25 protein-coding genes are annotated in these 21409 nt (G+C 64.5%); 11 read left to right on the forward strand and 14 right to left on the reverse strand.

What is annotated here, in order from left to right:
- Positions 1-25: 25 nt before the first annotated feature.
- Complete coding sequence (locus N7E70_RS24230) at positions 26-2029, reverse strand: tetratricopeptide repeat protein (protein ID WP_263007876.1); 2004 nt, start codon at positions 2027-2029, stop codon at positions 26-28.
- Between the two features lie 180 nt (positions 2030-2209).
- Complete coding sequence (locus N7E70_RS24235) at positions 2210-3226, reverse strand: polyprenyl synthetase family protein (RefSeq protein ID WP_055978246.1); 1017 nt, start codon at positions 3224-3226, stop codon at positions 2210-2212.
- 151 nt (positions 3227-3377) lie between these two features.
- Between N7E70_RS24235 and N7E70_RS24240 the strand changes: the two genes are divergently transcribed.
- The 6 genes from N7E70_RS24240 to moaB all read left to right on the forward strand — a co-directional run bounded on the left by N7E70_RS24240 (position 3378) and on the right by moaB (position 7052).
- Positions 3378-3602 (forward strand): putative signal transducing protein, encoded by a 225-nt coding sequence (locus N7E70_RS24240; RefSeq protein ID WP_055978242.1) that lies wholly within the window; start codon positions 3378-3380, stop codon positions 3600-3602.
- A complete protein-coding gene (locus N7E70_RS24245; RefSeq protein WP_269441424.1) occupies positions 3599-4399 on the forward strand; it encodes a tRNA1(Val) (adenine(37)-N6)-methyltransferase in 801 nt (266 codons plus the stop codon). The genes N7E70_RS24240 and N7E70_RS24245 overlap by 4 nt, the downstream gene beginning before the upstream one ends.
- Positions 4400-4485: 86 nt before the next feature.
- Complete coding sequence (locus N7E70_RS24250) at positions 4486-5349, forward strand: S49 family peptidase (protein WP_182575241.1); 864 nt, start codon at positions 4486-4488, stop codon at positions 5347-5349.
- Between the two features lie 76 nt (positions 5350-5425).
- Positions 5426-5611: an NfeD family protein gene (locus tag N7E70_RS24255; RefSeq protein WP_067964658.1), complete on the forward strand. Its 186-nt coding sequence runs from the start codon at positions 5426-5428 to the stop codon at positions 5609-5611.
- Between the two features lie 10 nt (positions 5612-5621).
- On the forward strand, positions 5622-6488 hold the full coding sequence (locus tag N7E70_RS24260; protein ID WP_263007878.1) for a 4-(cytidine 5'-diphospho)-2-C-methyl-D-erythritol kinase: 867 nt from the start codon (positions 5622-5624) through the stop codon (positions 6486-6488).
- Positions 6489-6500: 12 nt separating this feature from the next.
- Positions 6501-7052, forward strand: a complete 552-nt coding sequence (moaB, locus tag N7E70_RS24265; protein ID WP_263007879.1) for a molybdenum cofactor biosynthesis protein B — start codon at positions 6501-6503, stop codon at positions 7050-7052.
- A gap of 51 nt (positions 7053-7103) precedes the next feature.
- Here moaB and N7E70_RS24270 read toward each other — a convergent pair whose 3' ends face one another.
- Positions 7104-7607: a glycosyltransferase gene (locus N7E70_RS24270; protein ID WP_067966971.1), complete on the reverse strand. Its 504-nt coding sequence runs from the start codon at positions 7605-7607 to the stop codon at positions 7104-7106.
- Between the two features lie 147 nt (positions 7608-7754).
- On the opposite strand from N7E70_RS24270, the gene N7E70_RS24275 reads away from it, so the two are divergent.
- Positions 7755-8909 carry a PA0069 family radical SAM protein gene (locus N7E70_RS24275; protein WP_067964664.1) on the forward strand — a complete coding sequence of 385 codons (1155 nt, stop codon included), beginning with the start codon at positions 7755-7757 and terminating at the stop codon, positions 8907-8909.
- A gap of 149 nt (positions 8910-9058) precedes the next feature.
- Positions 9059-9709, forward strand: coding sequence for a ribonuclease HII (locus N7E70_RS24280; RefSeq protein WP_263007880.1), 651 nt, complete (start codon positions 9059-9061; stop codon positions 9707-9709).
- 23 nt (positions 9710-9732) lie between these two features.
- On the opposite strand, the gene N7E70_RS24285 is transcribed toward N7E70_RS24280, so the two are convergent.
- The 9 genes from N7E70_RS24285 to N7E70_RS24325 form a co-directional block, all read right to left on the reverse strand.
- Positions 9733-10119, reverse strand: a complete 387-nt coding sequence (locus tag N7E70_RS24285) for a DUF4180 domain-containing protein (protein ID WP_263007881.1) — start codon at positions 10117-10119, stop codon at positions 9733-9735.
- Positions 10120-10267: 148 nt separating this feature from the next.
- Entirely contained in the window at positions 10268-10747 is a 480-nt protein-coding gene (locus tag N7E70_RS24290) for a F0F1 ATP synthase subunit B (RefSeq protein ID WP_182575427.1), read from the reverse strand.
- Positions 10748-10757: 10 nt separating this feature from the next.
- A complete protein-coding gene (locus N7E70_RS24295; protein WP_067964671.1) occupies positions 10758-11357 on the reverse strand; it encodes a F0F1 ATP synthase subunit B in 600 nt (199 codons plus the stop codon).
- Positions 11358-11418: 61 nt separating this feature from the next.
- The gene (locus N7E70_RS24300; RefSeq protein WP_182575428.1) at positions 11419-11643 is read right to left on the reverse strand and encodes a F0F1 ATP synthase subunit C; all 225 of its coding nucleotides are present in this window, start codon (positions 11641-11643) and stop codon (positions 11419-11421) included.
- Between the two features lie 64 nt (positions 11644-11707).
- Positions 11708-12457: a F0F1 ATP synthase subunit A gene (locus N7E70_RS24305; protein WP_192318108.1), complete on the reverse strand. Its 750-nt coding sequence runs from the start codon at positions 12455-12457 to the stop codon at positions 11708-11710.
- A gap of 39 nt (positions 12458-12496) precedes the next feature.
- Positions 12497-12907 (reverse strand): AtpZ/AtpI family protein, encoded by a 411-nt coding sequence (locus N7E70_RS24310; protein WP_182575430.1) that lies wholly within the window; start codon positions 12905-12907, stop codon positions 12497-12499.
- 239 nt (positions 12908-13146) lie between these two features.
- Complete coding sequence (locus N7E70_RS24315; protein WP_263007882.1) at positions 13147-14334, reverse strand: cell wall hydrolase; 1188 nt, start codon at positions 14332-14334, stop codon at positions 13147-13149.
- A 148-nt stretch (positions 14335-14482) separates the two neighbouring features.
- Positions 14483-15919: a ribosome biogenesis GTPase Der gene (gene der / locus N7E70_RS24320; RefSeq protein ID WP_263007883.1), complete on the reverse strand. Its 1437-nt coding sequence runs from the start codon at positions 15917-15919 to the stop codon at positions 14483-14485.
- Between the two features lie 10 nt (positions 15920-15929).
- Complete coding sequence (locus N7E70_RS24325; protein WP_263007884.1) at positions 15930-16595, reverse strand: tetratricopeptide repeat protein; 666 nt, start codon at positions 16593-16595, stop codon at positions 15930-15932.
- Positions 16596-17124: 529 nt separating this feature from the next.
- On the opposite strand from N7E70_RS24325, the gene N7E70_RS24330 reads away from it, so the two are divergent.
- Positions 17125-18123 (forward strand): polysaccharide deacetylase, encoded by a 999-nt coding sequence (locus N7E70_RS24330; RefSeq protein WP_269441425.1) that lies wholly within the window; start codon positions 17125-17127, stop codon positions 18121-18123.
- 205 nt (positions 18124-18328) lie between these two features.
- Here N7E70_RS24330 and sbmA read toward each other — a convergent pair whose 3' ends face one another.
- Positions 18329-19603: a peptide antibiotic transporter SbmA gene (gene sbmA, locus N7E70_RS24335; protein WP_263007887.1), complete on the reverse strand. Its 1275-nt coding sequence runs from the start codon at positions 19601-19603 to the stop codon at positions 18329-18331.
- Positions 19604-19775: 172 nt separating this feature from the next.
- Between sbmA and N7E70_RS24340 the strand changes: the two genes are divergently transcribed.
- Positions 19776-20180 carry an MAPEG family protein gene (locus N7E70_RS24340; RefSeq protein ID WP_263007888.1) on the forward strand — a complete coding sequence of 135 codons (405 nt, stop codon included), beginning with the start codon at positions 19776-19778 and terminating at the stop codon, positions 20178-20180.
- Here the strand turns inward: N7E70_RS24340 and N7E70_RS24345 are convergent.
- Entirely contained in the window at positions 20177-20380 is a 204-nt protein-coding gene (locus N7E70_RS24345) for a hypothetical protein (protein WP_263007889.1), read from the reverse strand. The two genes, N7E70_RS24340 and N7E70_RS24345, sit on opposite strands and share 4 nt — an antisense overlap.
- A gap of 140 nt (positions 20381-20520) precedes the next feature.
- On the opposite strand from N7E70_RS24345, the gene N7E70_RS24350 reads away from it, so the two are divergent.
- On the forward strand, positions 20521-21393 hold the full coding sequence (locus N7E70_RS24350) for a LysR substrate-binding domain-containing protein (RefSeq protein WP_269441426.1): 873 nt from the start codon (positions 20521-20523) through the stop codon (positions 21391-21393).
- The last annotated feature ends 16 nt before the right edge of the window (positions 21394-21409 follow it).

Below are 21409 nucleotides of genomic sequence, written 5' to 3' on the forward strand. Positions count from 1 at the left end.
GCTCAGCCGCCGCCAATGCTGCCGGTCAATTGCCGGGCAGGCGCAGTTCCTGTCCGGGCGCCAGGCGGGCCGGATCGCCGCGCAGTTCGGGATTGAGATCGAGCAGTTCGCGATAGCGGTCGCCATTGCCCAGCACCTCGTTGGCGATCGACCACAGCGATTGGCCACGCTGCACCTTGTAGGCGGCAGGGATGGCCTGGACCACGGGCTCTGTCGCCGGCGTCTCCAGCTCGCTCTTCTTCTGGCTGTCCGTTGCAGGAGCTGCCGGCTTGACCACCGGCGACTTTGCCGGGGCTTCGAGGGCCGTCGGCTTCTCCGGCATCGGCGGCATGCCTTTCGCCAGCTTCTGCTCGACGTCGGCCAGAACATTGGGCTCCGGCTTCATGTCGCGCGCATGGCTCCACTGGAACGTCGCTTCGAGCCGGCGCCCGGCGCGCCAGTAGGCATCGCCGAGGTGGTCGTTGAGAACCGCATCGTCGGGCTTGAGCGAGACGGCACGCTCCAGCTCGCGCACGGCATCGTCGAAACGGCCGAGGCGATAATAGGCCCAGCCGAGCGAATCGATGATGTAGCCGTCGCTCGGACGCAGGTCGGCGGCCTGCTTGATCATCCCGAGGCCTTCCTCGAGATTGATGTTCATGTCGACCCAGGAATAGCCGAGATAGTTGAGCACCTGCGGCTGGTTGGGGAACAGCTTCAGCGCCTCGCGGAAGTTCGGCTCGGCCTTCGGCCACTCCTTGAGCCGCTCATAGGCGATGCCGCGCTGGTAGAAGACGTTCCAGTTGGCGTTGGTCGGCGTCTTCAGCACGCCGACAGCCTTGTCGTAGACATCGGCTGCGGCGCGGTAATTGTCGGTCGCCGCATAGACGCCGCCGAGCGCGAGATAACCGCGCATGTCTTCGGGATTGGCGTCGACCAGTGCCTTGAGATGCTTGATCGCCTCGTCGTGGCGTTTCAGGTCCGCAAGGTTGAGGCCGAGTTGCAGTTCCGACAGCCGCTTGAGCGGCGAGGATGCGGGCACGCGGCGATAGAGCGCGATCGCCTCTTCGCCGTCCTGCTGCTGTTCGGCAATCGCCGCGAGTTGCACCAGCAACTCGTCGCTCTCCGGCTTCAGCGCCAGCGCGTATTGCAGGTACAGCCGGACGAACGGCTCGCCGCCGCCGCGATTGAGCGCGGTCGACAGGTTGAGCAGGATTTCGGCGGCACCGTCGTTCGGGCCGGAGACCAGCGGCGAAATCTTCTCGCCCTTGGTGATCTTTTCCCGCAAGGACGAAATCGGCAACTTGCCCGGCGCAAACTCGTCGGCGCGGTCGAGGACCGCCAGCGCTTCGGTCTTCTTGCCACCGCGCGCCAGGAAGCCGGCATAGGCCTCGGCGGCACGCATCCAGGTTTCGGGCGCGGCGCTGCCGGCGCCGAGATTGTCGATCGCCGCCTTGTAGATCTCGCCGGCCTTGTCCTTCTGGCCGGCAGACTCGGCGATCAGCGCACGATGGTAGGTCTTGAACAGGTCGTACCATTCGGGTCCCTCGAGCTTGTCGAGGAACTGCAGCCCGTCGCCGGCCTTGCCTTCGCCCTGCTTGGCCCAGCCGGTCATCACACCGGTGATCAGGCGGTCGAGGTCGGATTCGAGCGCCAGCTTGAGCCAGTTCTGGGCGGCTTCGTAATCCTTCTTGCGAAAGGTATCGACGGCCAGCGCCAACCGCGAGAAGCGCTCGACGTCGGGCACCGTCTTCAGCATCTGGGCATAGGGCAGCGATTCATCGAAGCGGCCCTGCGCGATCAGCGCCAGCATCACGCTTTGCTGCAGGGCGGTGTCTTCGGGATCGAAGGCCAAAGCGCGCTTGTAATAGGCGATGGCGCTGTCCAGGTCGTCGTCGGCTTCGGCGGTACGCGCCGCCAGGTAAGCGCCGGAAAACGAGCTGATTTCAACCGGCTCGGTGATCTCTTTGGCATATCCGGGCTGGGTCAGGGCGGTAAAGCCCGCCAGAGCCGCAAGGCCCAACAGCCAGATCGCGCGTCGCTGCCGCATGAAAGTCCTTCCTAGTGAGGTCCCACGGTCATCATGACACCCGTAAGCCGGGTCGCAACCGCTTGTCTGCGCCAAGCATGGCCTTTTTGGGGTCGCGCATCAATCCGCAGCCGCTTCACAATCCGACAGCCGGTCCAAAGTTTGCACAGCCGGCGGCGGATGGGCGAATCAGGCCCGGCCTCAGACGACGCGGCTGATGCAGAAATCGATGACGTCGAGCAATGCCGACTTTTGCGGCGTCTGTTCGAGCGGGGCGAGGGCGTCGCGGGCAATCTCGCCGAAATGGCTGGCGCGTCCGATCGTGTCGGCAATCGCACCGTGCCGCACCATCAGGCCGACGGCCTTCTCCAGGGCGGCGTCGTCGGTGGCGCCATCCTCGATCGCGCTTTTCCAGAATGCGCGCTCGGCAGCGGTGCCACGACGGTAGCTCAGGATCACCGGCAGGGTAACCTTGCCCTCGCGGAAGTCGTCGCCGACATTCTTGCCGAGGTCCTTGGCCGAACCGCCATAATCCAGCGCATCGTCGATAAGCTGGAAGGCAAGGCCGAGATTCATGCCATAGGAGCGCAGTGCCGCCTTGTCGTTCTTCGAGGCGCCGGCGATCACCGGGCCGACTTCGGCGGCAGCAGAAAACAGCGCCGCGGTCTTTGCCTTGATGACGGCGAAATGCTCGTCCTCGGTGGTTTCGAGGTTCTTGGCGGCAGCCAGTTGCATGACCTCGCCCTCGGCGATGATCGATGCGGCGGACGACAGGATGTCGAGCGCTTCAAGGGAACCGACCTCGACCATCATGCGGAACGCCTGGCCGAGCAGGAAGTCGCCGACCAGCACGCTCGCCTGGTTGCCCCAGATGGTGCGGGCCGTCTTCTTGCCGCGACGCAGGTCGCTTTCGTCGACGACGTCGTCATGCAGCAGCGTTGCTGTGTGCATGAACTCGACCGACGTGGCCAGCCTGACGTGGTTTTCGCCGGAGTAGCCGAACATCTGGGCGGCTGCCAGGGTCAGCATCGGCCGCAGGCGCTTGCCGCCGGAGGAGATGAGATGGTTGGCGACCTCCGGGATCATCTCGACATCGGAGCCGGCCTTGGAAAGGATCAGCTCGTTGACCCTGGCCATGTCGGCCGAAGTCAGGTCGATCAAATCCTTGATCGACGCAGCGTCCCGCTTTCCCTTCTCGATGTTGAGAACGACACCCAAGGCCTACACTCCCAGTTTACACAGGCGCGTGGTCGCGCGCGTAGCTCTTAGGCGATTCTAAGGCGGCATGCACTCTACCCGCAAGTGGCGAATTGGCGCGGTGCAACACGCGGCGTTTACTTCACGGCCTCAAACTGCGAATTTCCCCGGCATGATCGAACTCATCCGCACCAACGACGCCGTCATCATCTCCTTCGTGGAATCGCTGCTGCGCGATGCCGGCATCGGCTGCTTCGTCGCCGACCAGAACATGAGCGTGCTCGACGGTTCGATCGGCATCCTGCCGCGCCGCATCATGATCGACGAGGACGACGCCGACGAGGCGCGCCAGTTGCTGACGGATGCCGGCATCGAGCACGAAATCCGCCAGAAGTGACAGCCGAACCGCCGCCAGCCCCGGACGTGGATCTCCCGCCGCACACTGTGGACGCCTTCCATCGCGGCGAGTTCTGGCTGGTCCAGCCGAAGGACAACGGCCACCGCTCCGGCATGGATGCCTTGACACTCGCCGCTGCCGTACCCGGCTCATTCGGCGGCCGGCTCGCCGATTTCGGGGCCGGCGCCGGTGCTGCCGGCCTTGCGGTCGCCTCGCGCTGCAGGCAGGCCAAGGTACAACTTGTCGAGCTCACCACGGAGATGGCGCGCTTCGCCGAGGCGACGCTCGCTTATCCCGGCAACGCCTCGCTGCGCGAGCGCGCGTCGGTGCTCGTCGCCGATGTCGGCCTTTCCGGCAAGGCACGCACCGAGGCAGGCCTTGCCGACGCCTCGCTCGACTTCGTCATCATGAACCCGCCCTTCAATCCTGCACATCACCGGCCGACGCCGGACGCGCTGAAGCGGCAGGCGCATGTCATGGAGGACGGGCTGTTCGAAAGCTGGCTCCGGAGTGCTGCCGCCATGGTCAAGCCGCGCGGCGGCCTCGCCATCATCGCCCGGCCGGAGCAGCTCGCAGCGATCCTTACGGCCCTCGAGGGCCGCTTCGGCAAGGCCGAGATCGTACCGGTGCATCCGCGCGCCGACGCGGCCGCGATCCGTATCATCGTGCGGGCGGTTCGCGCCTCGCGGGCGCCGTTGACGCTCTGCCCGCCGCTGGTCCTGCGCGATCCCGGCGACAGCTTCTCGCAACGCGCCGACGACATAAGCAACGGCCGCGCGTCGCTTTTCGGCGATTGAAGCTTTTCGGCGATAGAGCTGGGCCGAAGCATTGCGGTTGTCGCGGGAATACATACATCCGCATGACCAGAGACCGGAGAGATTACGTGAAGAACCTGTTCCGCCGCCTGCTGCCGAGATCTATGCGAGGCGGCGAGATCGTCATCCCCGTCATCAGGCTGCAAGGCGCGATCATGTCGGGCGGCAGCCAGTTCCGGCCGACGCTTTCACTGGCAAGCACAGCCGGGCTGATCGAAAAGGCCTTCTCGATTTCCAGCGCGCCCGCCGTTGCCATCTCGATCAATTCGCCGGGCGGTTCGCCGGTACAGTCGCGCCTGATCTTCAAGCGCATCCGCGACCTTGCCGCCGAGAAGAACAAGAAGGTGCTGGTCTTCGTCGAGGACGTCGCCGCATCGGGCGGCTACATGATCGCCATTGCCGGCGACGAGATCTTCGCCGACCCGTCCTCCATCGTCGGCTCGATCGGCGTGGTATCGGCCTCGTTCGGCTTCACCGACCTGATCAAGAAGATCGGCGTCGAGCGCCGCGTCTACACCGCCGGCGCCAACAAGGCGACGCTCGATCCGTTCCAGCCGGAAAAGGCCGAAGACGTCGAGCGGCTGAAGAAGCTGCAGCTCGAAGTGCACGAGACCTTCATCGAGATGGTCAAGGAGCGCCGCCGCGGCAAGCTCAAGGACGACCCGGACCTGTTTACCGGCCTGTTCTGGTCGGGCAAGAAGGGCCTCGAACTCGGCCTCGTCGACGCGCTCGGCGACATGCGCACCGTGCTCAAGGACCGCTATGGCCCCAAGGCCGAGCTTAAGCTGATCACAGCACCGCGCGGCCTGTTCGGCCGCAGGCTCGGCCTCGGCTCATCCCTCGGCTTCACGCCTGAAGCAGCCGGTGCGGTTGCCACCGGCCTGGTGGATGCGGCGGAAGAACGCGCATTGTGGAGCCGGTTCGGCCTTTGAAAAAGCCGAAACGGCGGATTATCATGTGGGGACAGCCCCGGCCGGCCGGAAACGGCACCGAAGGGAGGAGAATGAAATGCCGCAGCTCATCTTTTTCGCGCTTGTCGGCGTGGTCGCCTATATCGGCTACCGCTCCTTCATCAAAGAGGCCGAACGGGTGACTGCCAAGGTGCGGCGCAACGAGAAGCAGCGCCAGACCGGCGCCAACGGGACACTGGTCAAGGATCCCGAAACCGGCGAGTACCGGCTCGAGAAAGACTGACGCCCCGCCCGTGACCTTCAACAGCGTTCCGCTCGCCGAACTCGCCCCGGCCAAGATCAATCTGGCGCTGCATGTCACCGGCCGGCGCGATGACGGCTATCATCTGCTCGAAAGCCTTGTCGTCTTTGCCGAGCTTGGTGACCGCATCACCGTTGCGGCGGCAACAGAGGACGGTTTCGTCGTCAACGGCCGCTTTGCCGCCGATGTGCCGGTCGATGGCGGCAACCTCGTGCTCAAGGCCCGGGACGCGCTGCGCGCTGCCTTTCCCCATCACACCACCCAGCCGGTCGCCATGGCGCTCGAAAAGAACCTGCCGGTCGCCTCGGGCATCGGCGGCGGTTCGAGCGACGCGGCTGCCGCGTTGCGCGCCCTGAGCCGCCTTTGGCGCCTGCCGGCCGATGCCGCAACCCTTGCCCGCCTCGCCTTGCCGCTTGGCGCCGACCTGCCGATGTGCCTGGCAGGGCATCCGCTGATCGCCCGCGGTATCGGCGAGCAGCTCGCCCCGGTCAGGCATTTTCCTTCGCTACCGATGGTGCTGGTCAATCCCGGCATCGCGGTGGCGACACCGAGCGTCTTCCGGGCGATGGCCTCACGTGAAAATCCCCCGCTCGCGCCGCTCGACAGCGCCGATACCGTGCTCGACTGGCTGGCAACCAGCCGCAACGACCTCGAGCCTGCAGCAATGTCGATCGAACCCTCGATTGTCGCGGTGCTGACCACCCTTCGCAATTCGGGTGCCGCCTTCGCCCGCATGTCGGGATCGGGTGCCACCTGTTTCGGCATCTTCGACAGCAATGCTGCCGCCGCGCACGCGGCGACGGCGATCTCGGCAGAGCGTCCCGGCTGGTTCAGCGCCGCCACAACGACCCGGACCTAGGAGCCCAACACAATGGCCAGCGAGCCCCGCCCCTTCGTTCCCGTCCGCATCGCGGTGCTGACCGTCTCCGACACCCGCACGCTGGCCGAGGACAAGTCAGGCCAGACGCTAGCCGACCGCATCACCGAAGCCGGGCACGTGCTCAAGGCGCGCGACATCGTCACCGACGATAAGGACAAGATCCGCGACCGCGTCACCGCCTGGTCGCTCGATGCCGAAATCGACGTGATCATCACCACCGGCGGTACCGGCTTCACCGGCCGCGACGTCACGCCGGACGCGCTGGAGCCGATCTTCGAAAAGCGCATGGACGGCTTCTCGGAGGTGTTCCACCGCATTTCCTACGACAAGATCGGCACGTCGACGATCCAGTCGCGTGCCACCGGCGGCGTGCTCAACGCCACCTTCGTCTTCGTGCTGCCGGGGTCACCTGGGGCGTGCCGCGACGCCTGGGACGGCATTCTCAAGGCGCAGCTCGATTACCGCCACATGCCGTGCAATTTCGTCGAGATCATGCCGCGGCTCGACGAGCACCTCAGGCGTGGCGGCACCAAGTCAGCCTGAAGCCAGGGCGTCTTTCGCAATTTCCGACGAAATGTCGCTGCTAAAATTGCCCTAGCGCGGCGCGACGACGATTTCGGCATCCAGCGTCTTCATGGCAAGTCCGCGCGCGATGCCTTCGGCGTCCGCCCCGTTGCGACCCAGAACAGCTGCCTGCTTCCTGGTGATGACCAGCCCCTGCTCCAGAGCGCGCGGCCGCGACGTCACCCGTTCCCAGAACGGACGGTTGCTCGCCCGCGACCGGGTGAAGCGCGCCGCCATGGTCAGCCGGCTCATGTGGCGAACAGCATCCTCGGTCCAGCCTTCGGCCAGCCGCGCGCCCGGCTCGAGCAGCAGCAGCCAGTCGCTCCTGGCCTGCGCGATGCCTGCCTGGATGCCGCCCTTGGCGAGATAGGCGCAGCCGGCATGTTCGGCGACATAATGGGTCTGGTCGGTGGAGCCGAGGTCACAGACGATCACCTCGCGCACGACACCCTCGACGGCGCCGCCGACCAGCGCCGCCAGCGTGCGGGCGAGCCCCTCCTCGTCGTCCCTGGTCTCGATCAGAACGCTCAGCATATCCAGCCGCATATCGGAAAGCCGGCCGAAGCGCCAGCCTCGCGGCCCAGAGAACAAAGTTCTTGCTTTGTTCTCTTTTCCAAAATAGGAATAGTTTCATGCCGAACGAATCGACGGGCGGCCTCTTTCCCTCGGGGAGATAGCGAAATGGAACCCATCGCACGGGCCGATATTGCCGCTTTCAAGGGTGGTGGAGCCGGAATGGCCAATGCCATGATCGAGGAAAGCGGCCTGCGCATCAACCATGAGCGCCGACGCGGCCGCGGTGCCGGCGTCAACCCGTCGGGGCGCTACGAGCCGGTCAGCCGCCATGTCTTCGACGACGGCTGGAGCACAATCGAGGAGCTGCCGCCGTTCAAGACCGAGGTCCAGGTCGAGAAGCCGCGCACCATCATCACCCGCAACGAGTCGCCCGACATCTCATTCGACCGCTCGATCAATCCCTATCGTGGTTGCGAGCATGGTTGCGTCTACTGTTTCGCCCGCCCCACCCACAGCTATATGGGCCTGTCGGCCGGGCTCGATTTCGAATCCAAGCTGTTTGCCAAGCCGGATGCGGCGCGGCTGCTCGACCGCGAACTGTCGAAGGACGGTTACCAGCCGCGCACCATCGCCATCGGCACCAACACCGATCCCTATCAGCCGATCGAGAAGCACTGGCGCATCATGCGCGAGGTGCTCGAGGTGCTGGAGGCGCGCAACCATCCTGTCGGCATCGTCACCAAGTCGGCAATGGTCACACGCGACATCGATATCCTCAGCCGCATGGCCGAAAAAGGCCTGGCCAAGGTGGCGCTGTCGGTGACGACGCTCGACCGCATGCTGGCGCGCACCATGGAGCCGCGGGCAGCAACGCCGACCAAGCGGCTAGAAGCTATCAGGCAGCTCTCCGATGCCGGCATTCCGGTCTCGGTGATGGTGGCGCCGATCATCCCCGGCCTTACCGACCAGGAGATCGAGCGCATCCTCGATTCGGCCAAGGCCGCCGGTGCGACGAGCGCCGGCTACGTCATCCTGCGCCTGCCGCTGGAGGTCAGCCCGATCTTCAAGGACTGGCTGCTGCGCCACTATCCCGACAGCTACCGCCACGTGCTGTCCTTGATCCGCTCGATGCGCGACGGCAAGGACTACGATTCGGAGTGGGGCAAGCGCATGAAGGGCAAAGGTCCCTATGCCTGGCAGATCGGCCGCCGCTTCGAGATCGCGGCCCAGCGCCTCGGCCTCAACTCGGTGCGCACACCGCTCCGGACCGACCTGTTCGAGGCCGGCCCCAAGGACCAGTTGCAACTGACGCTGCTTTGAACATTTGGGCGGGCATCGTCGTCCGCCCGTGCAAGAGATCCCGTCCGGCCGTTCCCCGTGGCCAGTTGACGGTGCCTTCCCGGACCGCCGCCCTAATCGGCCGGGAAGGACTTGCGGAGGATCGGGGCCGATGCGAGCATCGCCGCACCATGGCTCGCCCGCGCTCCGATTCTCCGCCCCTCTTCGAATTCATCGACAAGCCCGACTTCGCCTTCGAAACCAAGGCGATATCTGGCGGCCTGTGGCCATGCGCCGGCCTCGACGAAGCCGGACGCGGCCCCCTCGCCGGCCCGGTTGTCGCTGCCGCCGTGGTGCTCGACCCCGGCAACATTCCATCGGGGTTGGACGATTCCAAGCGCCTTACAGCCGCCCAGCGCGACGCGCTGTTCGACGAGGTGCTGTGCAAGGCCTTGGGCGTCGCCGTGGCGTCGGTTTCGGCCGACAGCATCGACCGCAGCGATATCCGCAAGGCGAGCCTGGAAGCGATGCGCCGCGCCATTGCCGGCCTGCCGGTAGCGGCGAAGTCGGCGCTGGCCGACGGCCGCGACGTACCGCCCGGTCTCGCCTGCACATGCCGCGCTCTGGTCAAAGGCGACCAGCGCTCGCAATCCATCGCCGCCGCCTCGATAGTTGCCAAGGTGACGCGCGACCGCATGATGTCGGTCTGCGGCTCGAACGACAACCGCTACGGTTTCGAAGTCCATATGGGTTATGCGACCCAGCGCCATCGCGCCGCCATCGTCGAGCATGGCGCGGCGCTGCGCATCCACCGCGTCTCCTTCGCCCCATTCAGGGAATAACCCTGACAGCAAGGCTGTGAGCCCTAGCCTTGCCGGCTCTCACGCGGCGAAGTCCCGAGCCTGACGTCAAGCTCGGCGAAATCCTGAACGAACCAGATCGACTTGCCCTTGTTGGTCTCGCGCACGAAGTCACGCAGCGCGCCACTGCCTTCCAGCGCCTGCGTGATGTCGCCGACGATCGCGCAGCCGAGGCCATAATTCACAAATTTCTGAAACACCTCGCCGGCAACGCCGGTGCTGAGCTTGAGAAAATCCGGGCCAAGCCTTTCCACGGGGATGGCGAGGACATCAGCTTCATTCGACCATGCCTCGCTGATGAAGTCATTGGCGTCGGCAGGTGCGCGCAGCACCGCACCGATCTGGCTGAAACGGAGTATCCGGGATTTGCCGATTTCGACGATCTGGGTCATGTGATCCGGCTAGCAGCGGCTGCAGCGAGGCGCAAGCCACAGCGGAGCGGCTCCTGCCAAACGACAGACGGTCGCCCTTGGCTGCCCTGAAAACAAAAAAGCCGCCGGAAATCCCAGCGGCTTTTTTAAATCTGCCTGGCTGCTCGACTTAGTTGAGCTTGGCCTTCAGTTCCTGAACCGAGCCCTTGAACAGGTCGGCGTTGGTCTTGGCGTCGGCCTTGCCGGCGAAGATCTGGCGAGCTGCCTCGACCGCGAGGTCGACAGCGTTGGCGCGAACTTCGTTGACGGCGTCGCGTTCGGCCTGGCCGATCTTGAGCTCGGCAAGGGCGGTCCGGCGAGCAACGTACTCTTCGGTCTTCTTGTGCGCTTCTTCGGCGAGAAGGCCAGCTTCGCGCTTGGCCAGATCGACGATGTCGGCGGCCTCCTTCTCGGCTTCCTTGCGCTTGCGCTGGTACTCGGCGAGCAGCTGCTGGGCTTCTTCACGAAGCTTGCGTGCGTCTTCGAGTTCGGCGCGGATGCGTTCGGCGCGCTCGTCGAGCGACTTCGAAAGCATGCCCGGCACCTTCAGGTACAGGACGACGCCAACGAAGATGACGAGAGCGACTGTGGCCCAGAATGTTGCGTCCATGGCCCCTCTCCTACTTGCTCGCTGCCTTGACGGCGGCGGCGATGTCAGCCTTGTCGACCTTGCCTGCGCCCAGTGCCTGGACGATCGCGGCAGCGGTGTCCTCGGCGATGGTGCCCACTTCCTTCATGGCATTGGCCTTGATGGTAGCGATGCGTGCTTCCGCAGCGGTCAGCTTCTGGTCGAGCCCGGCTTCGACTTCCTTGCGCTTGGCTTCGGCTTCCGCCTTGGCCTCGTCGCGTGCTTCCTGGCCGATGGCGTTTGCCCTGGCCTTGGCCTCGGCAAGCTCCTGCTCGTATGCGGCAACCGCTGCATCCGCCTCGGACTTCATCCGGGCAGCCTGGTCGAGATCCCCGGCGATGCGATCGCGGCGCACCTCGAGGATGCCGCCGACACGCGGCAGCACGACGTTCTTCAGGAAGAGATAGAACAGGCCGAAGGTGATCGCGAGCCAGAGCAGCTGCGACGGATAGTTCGACGTATCGAAAGGCGGAAACAACCCACCACCGCCATGCTCCGCACCCGTTTCGGTGTGCGCAGTGGTGGCGTCGGTAGAATGAGCTTCCCCGGCCGCAGGTGCGACTTCCTCGGCGTAACCCGGCGTGACAAACATCTCTATCCCCTGTCATCCCACCGGCCGCAACACGCGGCCGGTCAACTCGCTTGCGCGGCTCTTATGCGAAGAGCAGGAGCAGAGCGACGAGGAGCGAGAAGATGCCCAGAGCTTCGGTAACGGCGAAGCCGAAGATCAGGCGGCCGAACTGGCCGTCAGCTGCCGACGGGTTGCGCAGGGCGCCCGACAGGTAGTTACCGAAAATGGTGCCCAGGCCGATGCCTGCGCCGCCCATGCCGAGACAAGCGATGCCTGCGCCGATTGCCTTTGCTGCTTCAACTTCCATTGTCCAACTCCTTGTGGATCGAAATTTAGTTGCGGTATCCAAGACGGCGGCAGCCGCCGTCGAATTAGTGGCCCGGGTGCAGGGCGTCGTTGAGGTACATGCAGGTCAGCACCGCAAACACATAGGCCTGCAGGAACGCGACCAGGACTTCCAGGCCGGTGATCGCGACCGTCATGAACAGCGGCAGGATCGAGCCGACGACGCCGACAGCACCGAATGCGCTGAGCGAAGTGACGAAACCAGCGAAAACCTTGAGCGTGATGTGGCCGGCCAGCATGTTGGCGAACAGACGAACCGAAAGGCTGATCGGACGCGACAGGAACGAGATCACTTCGATCAGGACGACTAGCGGCACCAGGATGCCAGGCACACCGTGCGGGACGAAGAGTTTCAGGAAGCCGAAACCGTGCTTCATGAAGCCGTAGACGATGACCGTACCGATGACCAGCAGCGCCAGCGCGAAGGTGACGATGAGATGGCTGGTGACGGTGAAGAAGTAAGGGAACAGGCCGATCAGGTTGGCGACGAGCACGAACATGAACAGCGAAAACACCAACGGGAAGAAACGCATGCCCTGGGAACCCGCCGCGTCTCGTAGCATCGAGGCGACAAATTCGTAAGACATCTCCGAAACCGACTGCAGGCGGCTCGGCACCAGGCCGCGGCTCGACGTCGTCAGGAACAGGAAGGCGCTGGCGGCGATCACGGTGGCAACCATGAAGGCGGACGAGTTGGTAAAGGAGAAGTCGAGGCCGCCGATCTCGATCGGAATCAATTTCGAGATCTGAAACTGATGAATTGGATCGTTGGCCACGCTGGCCCCCCTTCGCCTAAATTGCGCCTTGCGGCGCTGCTATTTCTTTTCCGGTTCGTCCGACGTCTTGTCGGGCGACCTGATACCGGCCTCAGTAACCATTCCTGCCGAACGCAGGACATTGAGCACACCGGCGCCGAAGCCGAGCAGCAGAAACACGATCAAGCCCCATGGCGACGTGCCTGCCATCCGATCGATGATCCACCCCAGACCGACACCAACCGCGATCCCGGCGATGAACTCGCTGGACAGCTTGAGTGCCTGGCCGTAGCCGGTCACACCATTCGACCCTGTACTCTTTTCCCCCTCGCGGGCAGTCTGGCGTCTTGTCGCAAGCGTTGCTTCAAGCTGTTGCCGACGGCGCTCGAGTTCGTCGTCGCGGTGATCGTTCTCGGCTCGATTTTCAGGCCGGGAGTTTCCATTTCCGCCTGGGCCCGAAGGCTTGGCCATTGCAAACTCCCACCCGGTCCGAGCGTATCCGTTCGTCCGCTTCAAAGTCGCCGGCAACATAGTTAGAGGGCCCCTGCCCGTCAAGCCACGGGGAGGCCCATCTAACTAAGTATTTTATATAGGAAAATCAGCTAGTTGTCGAAGTGCGACATCCTGCCCGTGGCTCCGCTCGGTGATCGCCCGCCGAATCCGCGTGTTATCCGGCGACTGGCCGACTCCATGAGCCCGGCCGGAAGCGATCAGCTCCAGCCGCCGCCATAGGTGCGGTAGAAGATATGCAGGCCGATCTTGGTCATCTTCTTCATGCCGCGCGCCCAGCCGGGATTGACGTAGTTGGCGTAGTAGTGGGTCGAGGAGCCGACTTCCGAGATGAAGATCTTTCCGGCGGTCACCGCCATGGCGACGTCCTGCGCGGTCTTGTAGTGCGAGGGACTGGTGACGCGGTCCTTGATGCCGTCGCAGGCAAACGAGAACTGGCAGCGGTTGAACCAGCCGTCATTCTGATAAACGACGCCGCAGATGGTGCCTGGATAGGCCGGGTTGCGGACGCGGTTGAGGATGACCTGGGCGACCGCTGCCTGGCCGCGCACCGATTCTCCGCGCGCCTCGAAGTAGATGCCGTTGGCGAGGCAGGCCTGCTCGGCCTTGGAGAAGACGCCTGCCGGCAGCGGATTGGCCAGCCACCAGTGGTCGCCCTTGCCCATCGGCGGGATGAAGCGGCCGCCGGCCTCGTCGTCGTCGCGCAGCAGCGCCTCGAAGGGCGAGGCCTTGGCATAGTCGGGCGCGGCCGGTGCGTAAGCTGTCGCCAGGATGTCGGCCTTGTCGTTGTTGACCAGCGAGGCCAACATGGCCGGCACGCCGTGCGTCGCGCGCTTTTCGGTTTCCTTGACGTGGAAGGAGCCGGCGATCTGGACTTCCTTGCCCTTGATCGCGGGCTTGGCGAAGGTCAGCTTGAGGCCGCTGTCGAGGGCGGGGCGCAGAAGCGAACTGGTGCGCTCGAACACCGAGCCGGCGGTGAAGTTCTTCGGCGGACTGACCCTTGAGATGTTGACGATGCGGGCCTTCTTGTCGACGCGGACGATGCGGTCCTCGTCAGGCAGGTCGGACGACCCGAACTTCTTGCCGCGAAACGCGACGGTGCCGACACCGGCGATCTTGACGCCCGAGCCCGAGATCGGACCGGTGATGATGCCGTCGACGAACGGCATTTCAGCGGCATGGACCGAGCCGGCGGCAGCTTTCTCGACATAAGCGCCCCAGCGCGTGTCCTTGTTCTCAAGGCCGGAGACGAGGCTGGTCATGTCCTGATAGGCGGCAACGGTGGGAAAGCCGAGCCAGATGCCCAGGCCGATGACGGCCGGCGCCAGGAACGAACGTCTTCCCTCGCGGGCAGCAGCAAACCGCCGCTTCACAACACCTCGATGCACGGAAACTCTCCAGGACGCAACACACCCTACTGGAGAGGAAAATGATGCATTAACCTTGATGGAGCGTTAACGGGCGCAACCTTGGCGCAATGCAACAAGGGGCGGGCGCAATGCAAAAAGGGCCCGCTTGCGCGAGCCCTTCGATGTTTCATTTCTTTTTCTTGGCCCGCCCGGCGAACGGGTTGTCAGAAGCGCGCAGCGCCATGCGGATCGGCACGCCGGGCATGTTGAAGGCGTCGCGCAGGTTGTTGACCAGATAGCGTACATAGGACTGCGGCATCACGTCGGGGCGCGAGCAGGACAGGACGAAGCCAGGCGGCCGGGTCTTTGCCTGGGTGATGTACTTGATCTTGAGCCGGCGGCCGGCGACGGCGGGCGGCGGATGATGGGCGAGGATGCCCTCGAGCCAGCGGTTGAGCTTGCCGGTCGAGACACGGCTGTTCCAGACCCGGTGCGTCTTCATCACCGCGTCCATCAGCTTTTCCAGCCCGCGGCCTGTTTCCGCCGACATCGGCACTGCCTGCAGGCCACGCGCCTGCGGCAACAGCCGCTCGGTCTTCTCGCGCAGCTCGGCCAGCGTTTCCTGCGGGTTGTCGATGAGATCCCACTTGTTGAAGGCGATGACCGGCGCCCTGCCCTCGCGGATGATCAGGTCGGCGATCTGCAGGTCCTGCTTCTCGAACGGAATCGTCGCATCGAGCACGATGATGACGATCTCGGCAAAGCGGATGGCGCGTAGGCCGTCCTGCACCGACAGCTTCTCGAGCTTTTCCTGGACCTTGGCCTTGCGGCGCATGCCGGCCGTATCGAACATCTTGATGCTGCGACCCTGCCAGTCCCAGTCGACCGAGATCGAATCGCGGGTGATGCCGGCCTCGGGCCCGGTGAGCAGGCGTTCCTCGCCGATCAGCGCATTGATCAGCGTAGACTTGCCGGCATTGGGCCGGCCGACGACGGCGATGCGCAGCGGCTTGGTCTCGTCATAGGCGGGCGCCTCCTCGGCGTCAGGATCGGCGATGTCCTCGCCGATCAGCACGTCGCTTTCGGCGACGTCGCCGGTCTCGTCCTCGTCATCGGCGAAAACGACGTCCTTGCCGAGGGCTTCGACGACGGCGTCGCGCAGGTCGGGCATGCCAAGACCATGCTCGGCCGAGATCTGCACCGGTTCGCCGATGCCGAGCTCCCACGCTTCGAGCGCGCCGCCCTGGGCACCGCGCGCCTCGGATTTGTTGGCGACGAGCACCACCGGCTTGCCGGAACGGCGCACGATCTCAACGAAGGTACGGTCGTCTGGCGTGAGACCCGCCTTTGCGTCGACCATGAAGAAGATGAGATCGGCTTCCTTGATGGCGATCTCGGTCTGCGCCCGCATGCGGCCCTGGAGGGTTGCCGCACCCGCATCCTCGAAGCCGGCCGTGTCGATGACGTCGAAGACGAGATCGTAGAGCTTGGCCGCATGCACACGGCGGTCGCGCGTCACGCCGGGCGTGTCGTCGACAAGGGCGATCTTCTTTCCAACCAGGCGGTTGAAAAGGGTGGATTTGCCGACGTTGGGCCGGCCGATTATCGCGATCTTGAAAGCCATCGGGCCCGCATCACGACGCGTTGCCGGAACCGCGGATCAGTTCGGCCAGGAGGTTGGAGCGCTGACGCGCATTGCGCGGCGCGCCTTCGTCGGAGGAAATCTGCTCGAACAGCTTGAGCGCGTCGGCGAGCTTGCCTTCCTTCCAGGCGGCAAGGCCGAGCGCCTCGCGGGCCGAATGGCGCAGCGGGTTGGTGTCGTTGGTCAGCGCTTCGACGCGGCCGGAGACATCGGCATAGCTGCCGTTGTCGACGAGCAGCAGTGCCGCGCGCAGGCGGGCGACATCACGAATGACATTGGGGATCGAGCTGTCGGCAGCCACTTCGTCGAAGCCGGCAATGGCCGCCTTGAAGTCCCCCTTGTTGGCCTGGACGGTGGCGGCACGCATGCGGGCGAGCAGTGGATAGGCGCCGTAGCCGTCCTTTTCGAGCGCATCGAATGCGGCAAGCGCCTCGTCGGCCTTGCCGGAATTGGCGAGCGTCAGCGCCTGCGAAAAGCGGTCGCCGGAGCTGTTGGCCTTGGTCTCGACCCAGTATTCCCAGGCCACGAACAGGCCGGTGCCGATGACGATCAGCACGGCGATGACGATGGCTGCGGGGCCATAGCGGTCCCACAGGGCCTTCGCCTTATCCTGGCGAATTTCCTCGTTCACTTCACGAAAGAAACTGTCGTCCGACATGCTATCCAATCACCTCTGCCCCTCGGGGCCGTTTGAGCCTGCGTTTTAACGGAATTTCGCCGCCATGGAAGGGGGCGGGGCGGAAATTCGGTTCCTACGGGTTCCGCGTGCAGTGAGAGCCGGTCGTGCCTTACGAAGTCAACCTTTGACGTCATGCTCCTTCGCACCCCCCTCTGGCCTGCCGGCCATCTCCCCCACAAGGAGGGAGATTAGTCGCTCCGCTGGCGGTGCACATTCTGCGGCGTTGCAAGGGAAGTACGGCAGTGATGGCGATTGGGCGAGGCGGCGACGAGACTAATCTCCCTCCTTGCGGGGGAGATGCCCGGCAGGGCAGAGGGGGGTGCGAAGGATGGTGAGGCGGAAGTTGAGCAGTGATGACGGCATGGCAACACAAAGCCAAGCAGCCTCATGACCGTGTAGCCCAAATGGACGCATAGGCTACGGGACGCATCCGTGCCACATTTCGGCCCTACCGGCTGATCTCGCCCCGATACCGAACAAGCCTCCCGAAATCGCATCGAAGTCCGACATGACCAAAGCGCTCCAAGCCTGTGCCCTCGTATCCGCGTCCCTGCTCGCGTCATCAGCGATGGCCGGGCCGACGCCGAAGGTCGAGGACGTCAAGAAGCCGCAGATCGTGCTGATCTCGTTCGATGGCGCGCATGATCTGGCGCAATGGCAGCGCAGCCGGGAGCTGGCGGCGCGGACGGGCGCGCGCTTCACCTATTTCCTGTCCTGCGTGTTCCTGTTGTCGCGCGAAACGCGCAGCAATTACCAGGCGCCGGGGCGATCGGCCGGCAAGTCGAATGTCGGCTTCGCCATGACCAGACAGGAGGTCGTCGACCGCCTCGGGCAGATCAACCTCGCCGCATCAGAGGGTCACGACATCGCCAGCCACGCCTGCGGCCATTTCGACGGCGGCAAGTGGAGCAAGGCTGAATGGACAAAGGAGTTCGACGCCTTTTCGACCATCATGCGCAATGCCTACAAGATCAACGGCATCTCACCCGAGCCGGAGGGCTGGGCCAGGATCGCCGCATCGGTGAAAGGGTTTCGCGCGCCTTACCTCTCCGACAGCAAGTGGCTGACGGCGGCGCTGCGCGACAAGGGTTTTGCCTACAATGCCAGCGGCGTATCGCGCGGACCGGAAGAACCCAGGCTCGACGGAACGATGCTCGACTTTGCCCTGCCGCAGATTCCCGAAGGGCCCTCGGAGCGTCGCATCATCGCGATGGATTACAATCTGTTCGTCCGTCACTCCGGCGGCGTCGACAAGCCCGCTGAAGCGGCAAAATACGAAAGCCGCGCCTATGACGCGTTCCGCCGGGCCTTCGACGGCCAATATGCGGGCGGGCGCGTTCCGCTGCAGATCGGGTTTCACTTCACGCTGATGAACGACGGCGCCTACTGGCGCGCGCTGGAGCGCTTCGCCGGCGAGGTGTGCGTGAAGGCGGATGTCGAGTGCATCAGCTATGCCGACTATGTCGGGATGCGGAAGGACACGGCGCCGGTGCAGGCGGGCGGGTAAGATTGTCGTCTTGGGATGAGATGTCCCCACGCCGCCCCTCACGGCTCGCCTTTAATGAGGGACAAATCCTGCACCGTCCGGGTGTCGTCAGCGTCACGGCATGGCAACGAGAGGGTGCAGAACTCGCACCCTCAGCATCTTGCCCTGTCCCTCGACCCAGTCCGTGCCGGCAGCAGATCGCACCCCGAAAGCCGGCCTTCTTCGCTCAGGCCGGCTCACTCTCCGGCTCGGCCCCTGTCTTCTTCCGATCGAGATAACGCTGGTCGATATCGGGCAGCGCTTCACCCGACAGCGTCGCCTCGAAAGCGCGCAGGCGCTTGTGCACGGACTGCAGCTCGACGATCGTCGACCAGGAATTGAGCAGGAACTGCAGCGATCCGGTCACGCGGCCGAAGGCATTCGAGATCTGGTTCATCGGGCCCAATGTGATCTTGTGCGCGACGATCGACGGCCCGAGGATGATGAAGGAGAAGATGTTGTCGGCCTGCAGGTAGGTGTAGCGGACGACGTTGAAGTAGATGTAGTGGGCGTAGAGCCGGAAGTAGTTCTTGCGCACATTGGTGAAAAGCTCGGTGGTGGTCGCCGGCTGGGCACGGTCGGCATGGTCCTCGCCATAGACAAGCTCCTTGCGGTAGGCAGCCTCGACGCGCTGGTTGCGGAATTGCAGGCCAGGCAGCTTCACACCGGCGAGCATGACCGACAGCGTGCCGAGCAAACACCAGCCGATCGCGGCGAGGATGAGCGGCTGCGGGACAGCGCCGATGATCGGCAGCTCGGTGATGTGCTTCTGCAACTCGATCAGAACAGGCAGGAAGGCGATCAGCGTCATGATCGACGCAACGAAGCTGGACCCCAGGTCTTCCATGATCTGGGCGAAACGCATGGTGTCTTCCTGAATACGCTGCGAGGCGCCTTCGATGTGGCGCAGCTTGCTCCAGTTCTGCATGAAATAGTCGTTCATGGCGGTGCGCCAGCGGAAGATCCAGTGCTGCACGACATAGGCGTTGACGACCGAAACGTTCATGCCGATCAGCGCCAGCCATGCAAAGCTGGCCGCGCCGGCATAGAACTCGGCATTGGTCGAGTTGGTGGTGCCGCCCATCAGGCCCTGGACGTAATCGAAGAACGGGCCGTACCAGTTGTTCACGGCGACGCTGACCTGAACGTTGAAGTAGATCAGGAACAGGATGACCGAGGTGACGAGGATCGACCATTGCTGCCAGGGATGGGGCGAATACCAGCGCCAGAAGGCATAAAAGAGCAGGACGCCGGCGACATAGTAGATGTAGAACCAGATGAACGGTGCCGACAGGAACACCGTGATGCCGATGATGGGTGGCGTGCCCGGCGCCGCCGGAGGCAGGCCGAATACGGCGCCCAGCTGCGCCCCGCCGAAGAACCAGAACAGCACAAGCACCAGGCTCCAGGCCGCAGCCGAGGTGAAGAACAGCTTCGGCTGCGGGAAGAACGATATGAACACGGTTCCGGGTTCCTTTCGGAGACGGGGGCATTGCCTGTTGGCCGCATGAAGTCACACTTCGTGGCACAAGGGAATCCCCTGCGGCGACCACCTGTTGCAATGCGAGCCGGATCGTGGCGATTTTCCGCACCGGAATATTACAGTTTGGTCATCTAGACAGTTCGGGGAGCGTATGAACCAGTCAGCCCTTGCCGCAGCCGGCCTCTATGCGGGCCTGAACGCGCAGATATTGCTGTGGCTGACCATGGCAACCGCGCTGGTGCGGCGCAGGCACATGGTGGTGATCGGCGACGGCGGGGTGGCGCATCTCCGCCGTACGATGCGCGGCCATGCCAACGCCATCGAGAACATCCCCGTGATGCTGGTGCTGCTGGGATTTGCGGCAGCGCTCGGCGCGCCCGTCCTGGCGATCCATCTGCTGGGTGCCGGCTTCCCCGTCGGCCGCACGCTGCATGCCTGGCATTTCAGCCATGCCGAGGCGGCGCAGTGGCAGCGGGCGGTGGGGTTCGGGCTCAGCGTGCTGACCCTTGGCGCGGCCGCGCTCGGCGTACTCGGCCACGCCCTGTTCCTACTCTAGACGCGGCACTCGCCGGGCACTGGCAGCGCAGGGCGGAAACCGCGGCCGAGCGGCAGGTCGGCGAGCTCGCGCTCATCCATGCGGGCGATGTCGGGATGGGAGAGCGGATCGCGCAGCCAGGCAAGGAAACGCTCGCTGTCGATGCGATTGATATCGTGCTGGCCTTGCAGCAGGGTGGCGAGGCTTGAGAAAATCTTCATCTGACTTCTCCTGAAAGCGTTGATCCTTTCGCACTATTTTCGCTACAAACGCTCACTCTTCAATCAAGATTGCCGCAGGCGGAGTTTAGAAAATCTCAAGTCAGGCACTCAATCGCGTTCATCTGAACGGGCTCCGCGCGGTGGAGAGCGTCGCGCGCTGCGGCTCGCTGGTCAAGGCGGCAGAGGAACTCGGTGTGTCGGCCAGCGCGGTCAGCCAGCAGATCGGCCGTACCGAGGCGCAACTGGGCCGCGCCATCTTCCAACGCACCGGCACGGGACTGGCGCTGACGGCCTTCGGAGCGGAGTTTTGTGCGCGGCTGACGACCGGCTTTCAGGAACTGGCGCGCGCCGTGGCGCTGGCCGACGAGACGGCAAGCAACGTGCTGGTGGTGTCGGTGGCACCCGCATTCGCCTCGCGCTTCCTGGTGCCGCGGCTCAACCGCTTCAACCAGCGCCATCCCGAAATCAAGCTCAGGATCGACGCCTCGACCGGGCTGGTCGATCTCGACCATTCCGACGTCGACCTGGCGATCCGCATGGGCGACGGCACGTGGCCCGGCGTGCGGGCTGAGCTGTTGCTGGCGCAGGAGGTGTTTCCGGTCTGCGCGCCGGCGCTTGCCGCGAAACTCGGCAAGCCGGCCGATCTCGCGCATCTGCCGGTCATCGCCGACGAGAGCACGATGATCAGCTGGGAGCGCTGGTTCGAGGCGGCGGGGCTCGAAAAACCATTCCCGGTGCAGCGCGCGGGACCGTCCTTCACCGACCCGATCCTCGGCATCGACGCGGCGGTGGGCGGACAGGGCGTGGCGCTGGCCTGGCAGCTGCTGTCGGCCGACGCGCTGGCCGACGGGCGACTGGTAGCCCCCTTCGGCATCACGGTTGCCAGCGGGCTCGGCTATTATCTGGTCAGCTCTAAAATGGACCGCCCGGGCCGCAAGGTGCGCGATTTCACGACATGGCTGCGCGAAGAGGTGGCGACAACCATGGCGCGGTTCGGCACACGGGCCGGCTGAGCGAGGCCGCGCCAGG

This window comes from Aminobacter sp. NyZ550, assembly GCF_025628925.2.
Taxonomy (GTDB): Bacteria; Pseudomonadota; Alphaproteobacteria; order Rhizobiales; family Rhizobiaceae; genus Aminobacter; species Aminobacter ciceronei.

Coding starts and splice junctions, on each gene's coding strand:
- N7E70_RS24230 (WP_263007876.1), bottom strand. CDS start 2,029: ATGCGGCAGCGACGCGCGATCTGGCTGTTGGGCCTTGCGGCTCTGGCG.
- N7E70_RS24240 (WP_055978242.1), top strand. CDS start 3,378: ATGATCGAACTCATCCGCACCAACGACGCCGTCATCATCTCCTTCGTG.
- N7E70_RS24255 (WP_067964658.1), top strand. CDS start 5,426: ATGCCGCAGCTCATCTTTTTCGCGCTTGTCGGCGTGGTCGCCTATATC.
- moaB (WP_263007879.1), top strand. CDS start 6,501: ATGGCCAGCGAGCCCCGCCCCTTCGTTCCCGTCCGCATCGCGGTGCTG.
- N7E70_RS24270 (WP_067966971.1), bottom strand. CDS start 7,607: ATGCTGAGCGTTCTGATCGAGACCAGGGACGACGAGGAGGGGCTCGCC.
- N7E70_RS24275 (WP_067964664.1), top strand. CDS start 7,755: ATGGAACCCATCGCACGGGCCGATATTGCCGCTTTCAAGGGTGGTGGA.
- N7E70_RS24280 (WP_263007880.1), top strand. CDS start 9,059: ATGGCTCGCCCGCGCTCCGATTCTCCGCCCCTCTTCGAATTCATCGAC.
- N7E70_RS24285 (WP_263007881.1), bottom strand. CDS start 10,119: ATGACCCAGATCGTCGAAATCGGCAAATCCCGGATACTCCGTTTCAGC.
- N7E70_RS24290 (WP_182575427.1), bottom strand. CDS start 10,747: ATGGACGCAACATTCTGGGCCACAGTCGCTCTCGTCATCTTCGTTGGC.
- N7E70_RS24295 (WP_067964671.1), bottom strand. CDS start 11,357: ATGTTTGTCACGCCGGGTTACGCCGAGGAAGTCGCACCTGCGGCCGGG.
- N7E70_RS24300 (WP_182575428.1), bottom strand. CDS start 11,643: ATGGAAGTTGAAGCAGCAAAGGCAATCGGCGCAGGCATCGCTTGTCTC.
- N7E70_RS24310 (WP_182575430.1), bottom strand. CDS start 12,907: ATGGCCAAGCCTTCGGGCCCAGGCGGAAATGGAAACTCCCGGCCTGAA.
- der (WP_263007883.1), bottom strand. CDS start 15,919: ATGGCTTTCAAGATCGCGATAATCGGCCGGCCCAACGTCGGCAAATCC.
- N7E70_RS24325 (WP_263007884.1), bottom strand. CDS start 16,595: ATGTCGGACGACAGTTTCTTTCGTGAAGTGAACGAGGAAATTCGCCAG.
- N7E70_RS24330 (WP_269441425.1), top strand. CDS start 17,125: ATGACCAAAGCGCTCCAAGCCTGTGCCCTCGTATCCGCGTCCCTGCTC.
- N7E70_RS24340 (WP_263007888.1), top strand. CDS start 19,776: ATGAACCAGTCAGCCCTTGCCGCAGCCGGCCTCTATGCGGGCCTGAAC.
- N7E70_RS24345 (WP_263007889.1), bottom strand. CDS start 20,380: ATGAAGATTTTCTCAAGCCTCGCCACCCTGCTGCAAGGCCAGCACGAT.